At 71.0% G+C, this 14,621-nt stretch carries 10 protein-coding genes and 2 pseudogenes; 3 read left to right on the forward strand and 9 right to left on the reverse strand.

From position 1 onward, the window contains the following. Window positions 1-92 precede the first annotated feature (92 nt). Complete coding sequence (locus IE247_RS14560; protein WP_190123603.1) at window positions 93-956, reverse strand: endonuclease/exonuclease/phosphatase family protein; 864 nt, start codon at window positions 954-956, stop codon at window positions 93-95. Window positions 957-1,271: 315 nt separating this feature from the next. Between IE247_RS14560 and IE247_RS14565 the strand changes: the two genes are divergently transcribed. Further along, window positions 1,272-1,910 carry a flavin reductase family protein gene (locus IE247_RS14565; RefSeq protein WP_190123511.1) on the forward strand — a complete coding sequence of 213 codons (639 nt, stop codon included), beginning with the start codon at window positions 1,272-1,274 and terminating at the stop codon, window positions 1,908-1,910. Between the two features lie 60 nt (window positions 1,911-1,970). Here the strand turns inward: IE247_RS14565 and IE247_RS35135 are convergent. The 5 genes and pseudogenes from IE247_RS35135 to IE247_RS34990 all read right to left on the reverse strand — a co-directional run. After that, window positions 1,971-2,069, reverse strand: a pseudogene (locus tag IE247_RS35135) (DUF1062 domain-containing protein); the annotation flags it as partial. Window positions 2,070-2,075: 6 nt separating this feature from the next. Next, window positions 2,076-3,188: a pyrimidine utilization protein A gene (gene rutA / locus IE247_RS14570; protein ID WP_190123512.1), complete on the reverse strand. Its 1,113-nt coding sequence runs from the start codon at window positions 3,186-3,188 to the stop codon at window positions 2,076-2,078. An 85-nt stretch (window positions 3,189-3,273) separates the two neighbouring features. Then, window positions 3,274-4,794: a glycosyl hydrolase family 18 protein gene (locus IE247_RS14575; RefSeq protein WP_190123513.1), complete on the reverse strand. Its 1,521-nt coding sequence runs from the start codon at window positions 4,792-4,794 to the stop codon at window positions 3,274-3,276. 154 nt (window positions 4,795-4,948) lie between these two features. Next, window positions 4,949-5,254 carry an alpha/beta hydrolase family protein gene (locus tag IE247_RS34870; RefSeq protein WP_308433233.1) on the reverse strand — a complete coding sequence of 102 codons (306 nt, stop codon included), beginning with the start codon at window positions 5,252-5,254 and terminating at the stop codon, window positions 4,949-4,951. 221 nt (window positions 5,255-5,475) lie between these two features. Then, the gene (locus IE247_RS34990; protein WP_373305559.1) at window positions 5,476-6,027 is read right to left on the reverse strand and encodes a DPP IV N-terminal domain-containing protein; all 552 of its coding nucleotides are present in this window, start codon (window positions 6,025-6,027) and stop codon (window positions 5,476-5,478) included. A gap of 9 nt (window positions 6,028-6,036) precedes the next feature. On the opposite strand from IE247_RS34990, the pseudogene IE247_RS14585 reads away from it, so the two are divergent. Beyond that, window positions 6,037-6,331 (forward strand): annotated as a pseudogene (locus tag IE247_RS14585) (MarR family transcriptional regulator); the annotation flags it as partial. Between the two features lie 51 nt (window positions 6,332-6,382). On the opposite strand, the gene IE247_RS14590 reads toward IE247_RS14585, so the two are convergent. Beyond that, window positions 6,383-7,051: a GNAT family N-acetyltransferase gene (locus IE247_RS14590; protein ID WP_190123514.1), complete on the reverse strand. Its 669-nt coding sequence runs from the start codon at window positions 7,049-7,051 to the stop codon at window positions 6,383-6,385. A gap of 247 nt (window positions 7,052-7,298) precedes the next feature. On the opposite strand from IE247_RS14590, the gene IE247_RS14595 reads away from it, so the two are divergent. Then, entirely contained in the window at window positions 7,299-10,061 is a 2,763-nt protein-coding gene (locus tag IE247_RS14595) for an alpha/beta hydrolase (protein ID WP_190123515.1), read from the forward strand. A gap of 70 nt (window positions 10,062-10,131) precedes the next feature. Here IE247_RS14595 and IE247_RS14600 read toward each other — a convergent pair whose 3' ends face one another. Beyond that, complete coding sequence (locus IE247_RS14600) at window positions 10,132-10,866, reverse strand: hypothetical protein (RefSeq protein WP_190123516.1); 735 nt, start codon at window positions 10,864-10,866, stop codon at window positions 10,132-10,134. Next, window positions 10,857-14,570: a phage tail protein gene (locus tag IE247_RS14605; RefSeq protein ID WP_229869117.1), complete on the reverse strand. Its 3,714-nt coding sequence runs from the start codon at window positions 14,568-14,570 to the stop codon at window positions 10,857-10,859. Before IE247_RS14605 ends, IE247_RS14600 begins: the two co-directional genes overlap by 10 nt. Between the last annotated feature and the right edge of the window lie 51 nt (window positions 14,571-14,621).

The raw sequence follows: 14,621 nt of genomic DNA on the forward strand, positions 1-14,621 counted from the left end.
CGCCCTCGGTCTCTCCCCGACCGACTTAAGTCGCGTGTACGGAAAGCCCGTTCAGCCTTCCGTCGCACCTCCGGGCGGCAGCCGGAGAGCGATCAGAGTCCGATCCGGGCGGCGACCGGCAGATGGTCGCTCCCCGTCTCCGGCAGCGACCGGATGTCTGTGGCGGTCGCGCCCCGGGTCAGTATCTGGTCGATCCGGGCCAGCGGCAGCGCGGCGGGCCAGCTGAACGCGAAGCCCGTGCGGGGCGGGTCCAGATGGGAGAGCACCGGTGCGAGGCCGCGGTCGTCCACCGTGCTGTTGAGGTCCCCGAGCAGGATCACCCGGTCGAGACGCTCCGCGGCCAGCGCCCTGCCGAGGAGCGCGGCGCTCTCGTCCCGCCACTCGGAGCGGAACCCTTCGCTCGGACTGAGCCGCACGGAGGGCAGATGGACCGCGTAGACGGCGATGTCGCCCTTCGGCGTCGCGGCGGTGGCTCTGATTCCCCGGTCCCAGCCTTCCGGTATCCCCTCGGGCTTGATGTCCACGCGCTCCACGTCGCTGAGGGGGTACGTGGACCACAGCCCGACCGTGCCCCTGACCGCGTGGTGGGGATAGCGCGGTGCGAGCACCGCCGTGTAGTCCGGCAGGGAGGACGGTGTCAGCTCCTCCAGCGCGATGAGATCGGCACCGGCCTCCAGCAGTTTCCGCGCCGTCCCCGCAGGGTCGGGGTTCTCGTCGCTCACATTGTGCTGGACCGCGGTGAGTCCGTGCCCCGGCCCGGACGGTGGCACGAGCAGGGTTCCGAAGAGGCCGAGCCAGGCCGCCGCGGGCAGGAGCAGCACCGGCAGGACGACGGTCGCGCGGCGCAGCAGCGCCAGACCCGCCAGTACGGGGACGGCCAGGCCCAGCCAGGGCAGAAAGATCTCCAGCAGGCTGCCGAGACGCCCGACCCTGTTCGGCACGGCGGCCGGGAACATCAGCAGCCCCGCCACCAGCAGGGCGAGTGCGGCGAGAACGCGCCCCCGCCCCGCCCGGCCGAAGGGCACTCGCCGCCCGCCCCGGTCCGTCCTGTCCCTGTCGGGATCCGCGTCCGCTTCACCATTCGTTCTCACGCGGTCAGCGACGTCGAAGCGGCTCCGCGGAGTTCCCGGTGCGGCGGAATGATCCGTTCACCCGAAACGTGATGTCGTATTTCCGCCAGCATCGACGGTCTCGCTCACGAGAGAGTCGGCGGAGGCCCGCGTTCCTGATCGCGGGCCCGTCCGCCCGGCACTCCGCGAAAGGCACAGCGCATGCACGTCGTCCCCGGTCTCAAGGTCCTCTACTTCGGAACGCCGGTGGTGCTGATCAGTTCACTCAACGAGGACGGCACGGCGAATCTGATGCCCATGTCCTCGGTGTGGTGGCTGGGCCAGTCGTGCATGCTCGGTCTCGGCGACAACGCCCAGACCACCGCGAACCTGCTCAGGGACGGTGAGTGCGTGCTCAACCTGCCCTCCTCCGCGATGGTCGACGCCGTCGACCGGATCGCGCTCACCACCGGGAAGCCGGCCGTGCCGGACTACAAGGTGAAGCAGGGCTACCGCCACGAGCCGGACAAGTTCTCGGTCGCAGGGCTGACCGAACAGGCATCGGACCTGGTCCGGGCCCCCAGGGTCGCGGAATGCCCGGTTCAGCTGGAGTGCCGCGTCGTCTCCGCCCACCCCTTCGGCGGCCCCGCCCCGCACGCCACCGCCTTCGAGGTCGAAGTCCTGCGCGCCCATGTCGAAGAGGATCTGGTCATCCCCGGGACCCACTATGTGGACCCGCTCCGCTGGAACCCGCTGATCATGAAGTTCTGCGAGTTCTTCGGCGGCGGGGACAACGTCCACCCGTCGAGACTCGCCGAGGGCTGGAACATGCCGCACCGGCTCCGGACGGCGATGGTTTGAGCAAGCGTCCGGCGGTCACCGTACGAGGGGCCTGTCCGGTGTGTCCCGCCGGACAGGCCCCTCGTCCCGGGGAAGACGGCGGCCCTCAGCTGTCAGCCGCACCGGCCGGACCGGTGTCCGCGCCGCGAAGCGGACCGAGACGTCGATCGCACGGGCCTCCGCCGTTCAGGGTTTCCCCGGCACGGAGGCATGTGACCCGGAGGAACGGGACCCGGAGGAACGGGACTTCATGAGCGGCTGAATGCGAGTGCCGAAGTTCTCCATGCCTTCGAGGAACTCGTCGAAGACCAGAATGACCCCTCTGACGCCGTCGACCTCGCTGATCCGGTCGAGCATCCGCGCGACGGTCTCATAGGATCCGACGAGCGTTCCCATATTGAGGTTCACGGCGCCCTCGGGCAGCGCCACGGTTTTCGCGGTCGAGGATTCGTCGGCGTCCTTGTCCGTCGCTGTCTGCGCCGTCAGATATCCCAGCGCCGCGAGGTCGGCGTTCTCGTGGTAGTCCTCCCACTTCGCCCGCGCCGCGCTGTCGGTCTCGTCCGCGATGACCATGAACAGGGCGAGCGCGCCGACATCGCGCCCGGTGGCGCGCGTGTGTTCGGCGAGCGCGGCGGTGGCCTCGGAGAGGGCGAGCGGAGTGTTGACCCCACTGCCCAGGATGAAGTTCCCGTCGGCGTGCTCGGCGGCGAACCTCATCCCCGTACCGCTCTGCCCGGCGGCGAGGATGTCGATGTGCCCGTTCGCCGGGCGCGGGGAGAGTACGCAGCCGTCCATTCGGTAGAACTCGCCGGTGAAGTCGCTTGTGCCCTCGCCCCACAGCTGTCGCAGCACGGTGACGTACTCGGCGGCCCGCGCGTAGCGGTTGGCGAAGTGCTCGTCCCCGGGCCACAGCCCCATCTGGGCGTATTCGGCGGGGGCCCAGCCGGTGACGATATTGACGCCGGCCCGGCCCGGGGCGATCGAGTCGATGGTCGCGGCCATCCGGGCGGCGATCGCCGGGGGCAGCGCGAGGACGGGTGCGGAGGCGTAGAGCCTGATCCGCTCGGTCACGGCGGCCAGCGCCGCGGTCAGGGTGAACGATTCGAGGCAGTGGTCCCAGAACTCCGTCTCGCCCCCGAAACCCTTGAGTTTGATCATCGACAGTGCGAAGTCCAGGCCGTACTCCTCGGCCCGCTGAACGATGGCTTTGTTCAATTCGAAGGTCGGCATGTACTGCGGAGAACTCTTCGAGATGAGCCAGCCGTTGTTGCCGATGGGGAGGAACACTCCGATGTCCATGCCGCTCCTCAGTCACCAGGGGTTTCGCCCCCCATCATGACGACAACGCGGGCCCGCGCAAAGCGTGTCGGGGCCGTCAGGGCCGTCAGGGAGCCAGGGCCGAGGTCAGCGCGGTGAGGAGTTCGCCTCCGGCGGTGTCACCGCGGAGGTTCGACAGGAAGGCCCCGCCCATCCCGTTCTCCTTCAGGTAGGCGACCTTTCCGGTGACCGTCGCCGGTGTGTCATAGGTCCAGTATTCGCTGCCGCAGTGCGCGACGGCCGTCTTGCCCAGCTCTCCGGTGGGCGCGCACCGGGGTTTGACGGTCCGGTAGTCGTCGAGGCCGGGGCCGAAGGCGCCGTCGGCCGGTTCCGTCGAGCGGAGCCAGCCCGACCAGGGGTCGCGGGTGACGTTCTTCCAGCCCCAGGCGTGGGTGGGGATCCCGGCGATCAGCTTGTTCGGGTGGATGCCCTTCTCCGTCAGATTCCACATGTCGGAGTGGACGTCCCTGCCCCACTCCCAGATGTCCCAGGAGGAGTTCAACGGCGCGTGGGGCGCGAGCTTGGGGACCCACATGTCGTCGAGCGGGTGGTAGTAGTCGAAGGTCTTCACGTTGTACCAGTCGACATGGGCGGCCGCCCGGGGAAGATCGGACTCCGTGTAGGACTGCTTCGCGGGCCCCCAGCGGCCGATGGTCACCGTCAGGAGCCTGCCGCCGCCCACGGCGCTCCTGAGTTCCCGGACGAGAGGTGTGATGGTGGTCGGGCCGCCCGGGGGGCAGGCGCTCTGGCAGCGCTCGAACTCCACGGCCAGGTCGATGCCGTCGAAGAGTCCCGCCCAGCGGGGATCGTCCAGAAGCCGGGCGCAGGAGGCGGCGAAGGCGGCCGGGTTCTGCCGGGCCGCGGTCCAGTCGACGTTCTGGCCGGGGCCTCCGAAGGACCACAGGAGTTTCAGCTGCGGCTGGCGGTTCTTGAGCGCGCGCAGCTGGTTGAGGTATCCGCGCAGGGGCTGGCTCGCGGTGTCGGCCTGCCCGGAGACGCTGTTCCCCGCGGTGAAGGACCTCTCCAGCGCCGCGTGCTCGTCCCCGATGCCGCACCGGCCGCCGTCGACGGTGCCGTATCCGTAGGTGAGATGGGTGAGCTTGGCCGCGGAGCCGCCGGTGACCAGGTCTTTGACATGGAAGCCCCGCTCGTGGCTGCCCTTCTCGGTGAAGACGCCCATCACGACCGGCTTCGCGGGCATCGGCGGCGTCGTGCCCGTCGTACGGACCCTGGTGTGAACGCTGGACGCGGGGTGTCCCGTACGGGGCACGGCGACCGCGGCGAACGAGTACACCCTGTTGGGGATGAGCCCGGTGACGGTGAAGGTGGTGCCGGTCGTCGTCCCGATGTTCGTGCCGCCGTTCTTCACCACCTGGTAGTGAAGGATCTCGCCGGGCGCGGTGGGCGGGGTCCAGCTCAGGGTGACCGTGGTGTCCGTGATCTCCACGGCGACGGGGGCGCCCGGATGGGCGCTGTCGTCGGCCTGGGCCGGGCCCGCCAGACCCGTCAGCAACCCCAGTAACACCGCGATTCCTGTCAGTACGGCGGCCACCCGGGTCAGCGGACCTCGTGCGGGGGGACGGCCCATCGCTTCTCCTCAACTGGAAGTGACACAGCTGTGCACCGCATCCCCCGGGCCGATTCACGCGTCCGGCCGAGGCCGAGGCCTGGGCCAGAGGCTAGGAGGAGTGCGTGGGGAGGGCAACGAGTATGAGGCGACTCACATCAAGTGAGAGCTTTTCTCACCGGGCGCCCATCAGCTCGCGGACCAGGAAGTCCCAGCAGCGCTTGCGGACATGGGCCAGGCAGTCGATGAAGGTGTGCTCGGCTCCCGGGACGATGAGCAGCTCGAAGTCCTTGTCGGCGGCGATGAGCCGGTCGGCCAGCCGCAGGGTGTGGTCGGGGTGGACCTGGCCGTCCGGCACGGTGACGACGTGGTCGAACCGGTCGTCCGTGACCCTGGCGAAGCCGGAGCCGTCCAGACCGACCCGGCACACCGTGCGCCGGTACGGATCCTCCTCGACGAGCCCGGAGGCGATGAAGTGCACCACCCGCTCCGCCTCGTCGACGCGCAGGATCCGCCGGACCGCCCACCGCCGTGACCTGCCCGAGCAGCGCCCCGGTGCGCAGGTCGTACCGGTACAGATGCCCCCAGCCGTCCCGCTGCGATTACCACAGCACCTCGTCGGCCAGCCCCCGCACGATCGGCGGCTCGTACATCCACTGGTTGGCTCCACCCGGGTGGAGCCGGTCTCGGTGAGTACGGCGGTTACCTCGCCGGTGGCCGGGTCCAGCCGGTGCAGGGTGAGCGTGCGCCGGTCGCGGGGCCGGTCGAGGCAGTACACCGCCGAGCCGTCCGGGGCCCACCACGCCCACCCGGCCATGACCGGCGACATGTCCGGCATGAGCAGCGGTTCGGCCCGCGAGCGGACGACCGTGCCCTCGGCGACGTCCAGGACGACCAGTTCGGCCAGCGGCAGGTTCTCGTCCCCGGCGTAGGCGAACCGCTGGGTGTGCGACCGGGGCGCGCCGCCGTCGGCGGGCGGGCCTCCAGAAGATGGGTACGCCGGACGGCTCGCTGGTCGGTCCGGTGCGTCAGCACCTTTGTGGAGTCGGGCGACCAGGCCACCGCGGGCGGCGGATGCGGCAGGCCGACCTTGCGGAGCAGGGTGCTGTTGCCCGTGGAGTCCGGGCCGGAGCCGTATGCGTGGTCGGGCCCGCCGCCGGTGGTCAGCGCCCACTCACGGCCGTCGGAGAGCGAGCGGGCCCACAGGTCGTGCCCCCGCCGGGACACCGCGAACCTCCCGTCGGGCGAGAGCACCTCCAGCGGGTTGCCCGGCGGCGCGACGAACGCCGCCGCGAAGACGACGACGTCTGGTGCCAGTCGATGATCGCCACCGCCCGGTCCAACGCCCGGCCCGTCGAGGCCGCACGGCAGGGCGTCGACGTCCTGGGGCCGGGCGTCCCGTCCGCCGTCCGCCGTCCGCTTTGAGAACATCGCCCGCTTCGTCGACTTCGTGAGCGAGGGCATCGTCCGCGCCGCCGAGCAGGCCCGCGAGATCCTCTACGCCAAACCCGAACCGGCCTCGGGCGGCCCCGCCGAGCCGCGCCCGGACCGCTCGTGAACAGCGCCGGTACGCGCCGGAGACGGGACCCCGAGGCCCGCTGAAGGCTGATCAGGCGCCGGCCGGGTCCGGGCCCCGTACGGCACTGGCCACCGGGGTCAGTACGCGCCATCCCGAGGTCTCGTACAGGGCCCGGCCCTCCGGCGTCGCGACCAGTACGCCTGTCGTGGCCCCCTGTTCGGCGGCGGCTTCGGTGAGGGCGCGCACGACCAGGCGGCCGAGGCCGCGGCGCTGATGGGCCGGGTCGGTCTCCACCTGGTCGGCCACGGCGGAGTCGCCTCCGACGGCGATCTGGCCGCGTGCGGCGTAGCCGCCGTCGGAGGCGCGCACCAGGGCGCGGGTGACACCCGCACGGGTCCAGGTGCGCAGCCGGTAGCCGCCGGGCGGTTCGGCCGGGGCGCGGGAGGGGGTGGCGGGCAGCGGGGTGGCCATCAGGAAGTCGGGGCCGTCGGTGAGGGACCAGCCGGGGGCGAGCAGAGGGGCGAGCGTCCCCGGTGGCATACAGGCCTTCAGCCAGACGCCGGGCCCGGTGGTGCTCTCGGTGATCTCACGGACGGCGGCTTCGTCGTCGGAGTGCACGATGTGGCGCGCGACATGCCCGGGGAGGCCGACGTCGATGGTGAAGCCCCAGGGCCGGGGGGCCGGTTCGGCGGCGTTGCGCGAGGCGGCCCAGCCGTGGACCCATGCCCGTACGGCCTCGGTCGTACTGATGAAGGACAAAGCACCCTCCCAAGTTGGTAATAGGCAATCTTGAGTTAAGCCTATTACGTCAAGGGAGTGATGTCAGGTCATCCCGCCCCTGCCCCCGTGACCTGTGAGATTCCTGTCAGACCTTGTCAGATTCCTGTCAGTTCGCCCGGTGCGAGACAACCGGTGGCGAGGCGTCACCCTCTCCCCGGTGCGGGGGGACACCCCCGGAGGATCTCCGGGGGCGCCGAAGCGGGATCGAGGACGAGGAGACATCATCGTGAGACAGGCCTCACGCGCGCTGACGGCCGCCCTGGCGGTCGTGGCACTGGCGGCGAGTGCGCCGGGGGCGGCGTCCGCGCGGCCGGCCGCCGATTCCCTGCCCGGCGCGCCTTCGGGCGCGTCCGGCGAACGGCTGCCGGAGGGCTGGCGGTTCGAGGGCGGCGAGCTGGTCTGGAGTTCGCCCGAGCCCGTGGGTATGGGCGGCGCACTGGTCGAGTTCCGTTCACAGGAGCGGACCCTTGGCGTCCCGGCGCCCTCCGCCGATCATCGGACCTTCCGGCTCCGTGTCGACCGGGCGAGGGTCGGGCCGGTGGGCGAGCTGCGAGTGGTCGCCGGTACAAGGAGGCTGGACGCGGCGGGGACCGGGCGAGCGCCTGGTCAGCGGCGCTCGCCCGCCGAGACGGCACCCCCGGCCCCCCTTCCCGTCCACTCCGTGGATCCCGGCGTTCCGGGCGAGTACCGCACCACCAGTGGTGAGTACGCGCTGAAGCCGGTGAGGCTGCCGGGGTACAAGGAGCCCGTGGAGATGCGTGCCACGGTCGTCGGTCCGACCGACGCGCCGGGCAAGCGGCCCTTCGCGCTCTTCCTCCACGGCCGAGCCGCCACCTGCTACCAGCCCGGCAAGGACGCCCTCGGCATGGAGTGGCCCTGCGAGCCCGGACACAAGGAGGTCCCGAGCCACCGCGGTCATCTGCACGACCAGGAACTCCTCGCGTCCCAGGGGTATGTGACGGTCTCCATATCCGCGAACGGCATCAACGCGGTCGACAACTTCGCCGCCGACGCCGGGGCGCAGGCCCGTTCGTCCCTGGTGCGGCTGCATCTGGCGCGCTGGGCGGAGTGGGGCGCGAAGCCCGCGAAGGCTCCGGAGGCGGTGCGCGCGGTGGATCCGGCGGATCTTTCGAAGGTGCTTCTGGTCGGTCATTCGCGGGGCGGTGAGGGTGTCAACCGGGCGGCTCTCGACAGTGTCTCCCCGCCGCCGAGGGCGGAGGACGGGTACCGGGGGCCGGTGGGCTGGCGGATCCGTGGCACGGTTCTGATCGGGCCGACGCTCTTCGGCCAGAATCCCGCGCCCGATGTGCCCTCGGTGACGATCCTGCCGGGCTGCGACGGCGATGTGAGCGATCTCCAGGGGCAGATGTATCTGGATGCCTCCCGGGGTGTGGGCCGGGGTACGGCGCTGCACAGCGCGGTGTACATGGTCGGGGCCAACCACAACTACTTCAACACCGAGTGGACGCCCGGCCAGGCCGAGGCCCCGGCCTTCGACGACGCCTCGGACCACGAGGACCCCGTCTGTTCGGTGAACGCGAAGAGCCGGCTGAGCGCGAAGCATCAGCAGACGGCGGGCACCGCCTATGTCGCCGCCGCGGCGCGGCTGTTCCTCACGGGTGACGACAGGGTCCGTCCGCTGCTCGACGGCTCCGGCCGCCGTGCGCCCTCGGCGGGTGCGGCCCGGGTGCTGACCCATGCCGTCGGCGGCCGTCGCACCCCGGCGATCCTGCCCGACGCCCCGCTCTCGGTGACCAACGGACGCGTGTGCCAACAGATCACGACGAGCGAGACCCGGGCCTGCCGGACGGGCTCCGAGCCCGGCCGGTCCCCGCACTTCGCGCCTTGGTCGTTCTTCGAGAACGAACCGGGCCGCAACGCGGTCAGGGCCGACTGGGCCGAGCCGGGCGCCCCGGTGAGACTGACGCCGAAGCGCGCTTTCTCCCTGGCGGGCTCCGAAGCGCTCGCCCTGCGGGTGATCGTGCCGCCGGACACCCGGGGAACCCGGCTCGACATCGCCGTCACCGACACCTCCGGCAAGCGCGTGCGCCTCGGCCGGGTCACCGTCGACGGCCTTCCGGGGCCCAGATGGACGGCCGCGCACTGGGCGAGTGAGGTCCGGGTCCCGCTGAAGGCCGCCGCCGCTGCCGGTGTCGACCTGAAGCGGATCCGCTCGCTGGAACTCACCCCGCGCAGCGCGTCCGGCGAGCTGTGGCTGATGGACGCCTGGGGCTGGCGGCCCGGCACCCCGGCGGTCCGGCCCGCGGCGCTTCCCCGCGTCGACATCGGCCGGCTGAAGGTCGAGGAGGGGGACTCCGGCACCCGTACCTACCGGGTACCCGTCCAGGTCACCGGCGAGGGCACCGGCGTCATCAAGCTGGCCGTCCTCGACCCGGACACCTACCGGTCCACGGTCCGTACCGTGAAGGTGAAGGACGGCGGCTCCGCGGAGACGGAGATCACGGTCCGGGGCAACTCCCGCTATGACATCGACCTCGGCCACGAGATCGCGGTCAAGGCCGTACGCGGCACGGCGGTCGGCGGCGCGATCGGGGGCGTCCTCGTCGAGAACGACGACCCCATGCCCACGGTCACCGTGACCCCGGTCGCCGACTCCGTCACCGAGGGCGGGAAGCTCAGCTGGAAGGCGGCCCTCTCCGAGCCCGCCGACACCACCGTGGAAACGCGGCTCGACCTCCTGCCGGTGCCCGAAGGCACGGAGCTGTCCACGAAGGATGTCGACAAGGAGTGGCTCGCCGGCATCGGCGGGGACGCGGACCCGGAGCGGCCCCTGTCCAGGGACACCCCCTCCCTCTGGGTCGCCTTCCCCGAGGGGGAGACGAGCGCCGATGTGTCCGTGCCCACGGCCGCCGACACACTGACCGAGCCGGAGGAGTCCCTGCGGATGCGGATGTCCTATCTGAAGGGGCACGAGTGGATGGAGGGCCCGCTCCTCACGGGCGGAGTCATGGACGCGCCCCGGCGCTGACCCCCGTACCCCGGCCTGGCCTGGCCCGGCCTGGCCCGGCCTGGCCCTGAACGGTAGCCGCGCCCCCCGTTCAGGCTTCCGGAAGCCGCAGCGCCAGGCCGGGATCGAGGAACCGGCGCGCGTCGTCGGTCAGGGCGCGGGGGCGGTAGCCGTGCCGGTACGCGAGTGCGACGACGGCGCAGACATGGGGGTCGAAGCAGGGGTAGCCATGGGGTTCAAAGAGATCCCACTGCTCGTCCTCCAGGGTCCAGAAGTCGACCAGGGTCTTCAGCGCCGCCTCGGTCCGCTCGTGTTCGCGCAGCGGGATGCTCGCCAGCAGGCTCAGCCAGGTCTTCTCCAGTTCGTCCGGATTCGCTTCGGTGTCCAGCGGGGCGCCGGAGCCCAGCGCCAGCTGCCAGACGACCGTCCGCGACGGTGGCTGAGGGCCGGACGGCGGGGGGAACGCGCGGAGATGTTCCCAGTCGCCGCCGAGCACCGCGTAGGCGGCGGCTTCGAAGACATCTCCGCGCAGGGCGGAACCCCAGGAGGTCAGCGAGGACCATTCACGCCAGGAGTCATGGGCCGCGCCCGCCGCGTAGAGATAGGAAGTGATCTCCAGGGAAAGATCGTGCGCGTAGAACAGGGGATCGTTGACGCTGTCGGTCGACAGGGCCCCGGCGAGCCAGTCGACGCCCTCCAGCACGGGAGCGAGCGAGGCGTCGAACCGGTCCTCCGGGGCGACTCGGCGGCGTGGCCCCGAAGGCGCGAGCAGTCCGGCGGCGTCATCGATGACCAGGGCCGCGTAGGCCCTCGGCGTCAGGACCATTCCTTCAGCCCTCCTTGGGGCTCGGCCTTGCCGCGCGCGTCCTGCTCGCCCTTCTCGGCCAACTGCTGGACGGTCTCCGCGGCCGTGGCGTCGTGCTGCGCGACCAGATTCTTGCCGGGGACGACACCGGAGAACGTGGCCTCCCCCTCATGGATGAGACGGGCCCTCAGCTTGATCTTATTACCGGCCAGTTGCGAGATATTGGCGGGATCCTGCTTCTGGATGTCCGCCGCGCTGAAGAGATAGACGAAGAGCCGCCCGACGATGCCGTCGGAGCGCTTCTCATGGGCCTCGGCGAACTTCTCGCCCTTGGCGTAGCGGGCCGAATGGATGGCCTTCTTCGACGTGGAGATGAAGGGTACGTCCATCAGCTTCCCGCCGATCTTGGGATTCTTCACCTCCTGCGAGAATTTGTTGTACGAGTTGATGTACCGCTGGAGCAGGGCGAAGTATTCGCTCTCGAACTGCATTTTCAGCTTCCCCGGCCACCACTGCATGACCGATCTCGGGCTCTTCGTCTTCTCGACCATGGTGACGACGATCTCCGCCTTCTCCAGCAGCGTGCTCTCCGGCACATCGGATCCGTCGGGCTTCGTGCTTCCCGCCATCCTCATGGCGGCGGCGCTGAAGGTGGGCTTGCCCACGAGGTTCTGCTTGAGGATCTCCTGGTACGCCTTCGGATCCCAGGTGAGCTTGAAATGGATTCCCCGGTACGCCGCGAGCATGCCGGTGATCTTGGCATCGGTCTTCGCCTCGGTGTCGGCCTTGTCCGAGGGGTTGATCCGGCCGTAGACCGCCCAGTTCTCCCCGTTCTCGAAGAGCCGGAGTTCGGCGAGTCCGTGCCGCACACGAATAACGGTGAGAAGAGGGCGGAGGATGCGCCCGGCGACAGGCCGGCCGCGGTACTTGTTGACCGCGTCGACCGCCGCCTTGAGCGCTTTGGCGAGCTGCTCCTTCTTCTTCTCCGGGCTGTCCCCCGAGCGGCCGTCCTTCCCCTTGCCCTTCCCCTTTCCCATCCCCCTGCTTCTGCTCCAGCGGGCCCACACCTTCTTCACCAGGCCGATGATCTTGTCGATGACCCAGTCCACCGCCTTGTTCACCGGCCGGGCCATGGCCTGGATGATCTGCTTGACCCGGGCCGCGATCCCGCCGAGTCCGAGCAGCGCGGCGAGGAAGCCGAGCAGGGTGGGGATGGAGCGGGCGAGGGCGCGTTCGACGAGTGAGGGGACGCCTCCGCTGCCGCCCTTGGCGATGGCGATGACCGCGTCGAGGACGGCGTTGACGAAGTCGATGATCTGGCGGGCCTGCGTGACGACGAAGGTGACGATGTCGATGATCAGCTTGACCGCGCGGACGAAGGCGGACGCGGGGTTGAGCAGGGAGAGGATCCAGGTGATCCCGGCGGTCACGATGGCGGGCGTCACATACCCGATGATGTTGTCGAGCAGGGTTCTCCGCAGGTCGCCCACACGGGTCTTGAGGTCTTCCCACATACCGGCGACGCCCCGCTTGCGGACCTCTGCGACCAGGGGGACGGCGGTCTCGGCGACCGCCACCGCACGCTCCGGCACTCGGCGGACGATACGGGCCCGGATGGCGGGCCAGGTCAGACCGAGGAGCGAGGCGAGCATGGTCAGCACGCCCCGGACGTCGAAGGCGGCCGGGATCTGGATGCCCGCCTCGGCCGCCCGGCCCAGCAGCCAGGACATGATGCCCTGCCGCAGATGAGTGCCGATGTTCTTCAGGAACTGCCGGAGCCCGGCCCCGACGGCGGAGACCAGATTGCGCAGGAAACCGATCGGGTCCGTCAGGATCATCAGGACCGCCTGGGCGGCCTTGGCGAGGACCGCCAGCAGTAGCCGCTTCAGCTCCAGGATGGTGTCGATGACGCCCATCACCGCGTCGATCGCCTTGGCCACCAGCCCCTTGTTCTTCTCCCGCTCCGCGGCGATCTCGTCGTCGACGGCCTTGAGCGCCTCGGTGTACTTGGCGGCCAGGGTGTCGACCAGCTCGGTGCCCTTGTCGTCCACGGACTGGGAGAGTTCGGCGAACTTGTCGGAGAACTCGGCGGCCGCCTGTCTGCCGATCGACCGGAGGTCGGCGGGCAGCTTCCGCACCGCGTCCTGGATCTCGGCACGGCCCCGCGCGATCCGCAGCTTGGCCCGGTTCAGCTCCCCGGCGATCACAGTGGCGACATCGGCGATGACCTGCCGCATCCGGCGGAGATAGCCGTCCCTGGCCTGCTCGAAGATCTTGTCGGCCTCGGCGGGCAGCCCGGCGAACAGATCCCGTACCCAGCGCCACGCGCCGTCGAGGCCCGAGTACCGCCGGTCCTTGTACTCGTCCATCTTCCGCCGGTGCTCGGCGGTGAAGGCCTCCCTGGCCTCCTTCTCCCCCTGGGCGAACCGGTCGTCGACCAGCTTGTCGAGACCGCCCAGAATTCCTTCCACCTCCGTCTTCATCGTGTCGAAGACGCCTTGCAGCACCGCTGTGACCTGGGCCCGCTTCTCCTCGTCCCGCCCCTTGGCGCCGGTCTTGCCGACATCGACCCGCTGCCCGGTCAGCGCCCGGCCGGCCCCCATCGCACCCATCGCCGCGCCGCCGAGGCGTCCCGCCCGGTCCGTGGCGGCCCGCAACTCGCCCGCCTCATGCCCGCGCAGCCGCCCGGGAGCGGCGGCGGAGTGCTGTTCGGCGGCCTTCTTCCCGCTCAGGGCCTTGGCGAAGGCGGGCTCATTGGCGCGGCGCAGCTGGGTCTCCGTCACCTTCGCGTCCGCCATGTGCCGGTCGACCTGCTCGGGCCCCGCCGACATGTCGGTGGCCGAGGCGGGCAGCCGGTCCGGGACCGCGTTCCTCGCGTCGGGCGCTCCCGGGGCTCCGGGCGGGCGGTCGGCCGTCAGCGGGACCACGGTCTTCGGCACCGCCGCCGAGGTGTCGGGCGCGGCGGCGGTCGTGGTGGCGATCTGCTCGGCGGACTCTGTCTTTCCCGCGCCGACCTGGCCCCGCACCTCGGTGCGTACCTCTTCGGCCTTGCCGGAGCCGGCGAACTTGTCCGCCTCGTCGAGGTTCTTCGGCGCTCTGTCGGCGATCGCCTTCTCGACGGCCCTGATGAACGCGGCCTTGTCGAACTCGCCCGGCCGGGCCTCGTTCATCTTCTCCGCGTTGGCGGTCTTGCCCTGCGCCTCGGCGTCGTCCTTGGGCGGCAGGGCCGCCGCCGAGGCCGCCGAGGCCTCGGTGTCCGGCGGCCGGTGGGAGGTCGCCACCGAGCGCTTCTTGCGGTGGACCTCCTTCTTCAGCGCGCCGAACTTCGGATCGGACTCGGGCCCCCGCCGACGGCCCCCCGCCCCGGCGAACCCGGCGACCCCGGCGGTCTTCGCCGAGGCGGCCCGCGCCGGGGCCGGTGCCGAAGCTCCGTCCGTGGCGGCCCGTGCCGCCGCTGCGGCGGGCCGTGCTCCGCGGGCCGCAGCGACCGCCCCATTGCCGACCGTGTTCTGCGCGGGGAGCGAGGACCGCCCCGTCGGCGGCGCGGCGGCCTGTCCCGCCTCCGTGGCTGTCCCGCCCGCCAGCGCCGCCGCCGTCGCGGCCGCGTTGGACAGGGGGAAACGCGGCCGGGGCGCGGGTGTCCGTACCGCCGCGCGGTTCCCGGGTACGACGGAGAGCGCGGCCGTGGCCCCCGGCCGCGGCGCGTGCGTCTTCGGCGATGCCATCGAAAAACCGCCTCCCCGCGCTCTTCCCGCCGGCCGGTGGTGAGGTGGTTC

Origin of the sequence: Streptomyces inusitatus, from assembly GCF_014651115.1 — a bacterium.
Classification (GTDB): Bacteria; Actinomycetota; Actinomycetes; order Streptomycetales; family Streptomycetaceae; genus Streptomyces; species Streptomyces amakusaensis.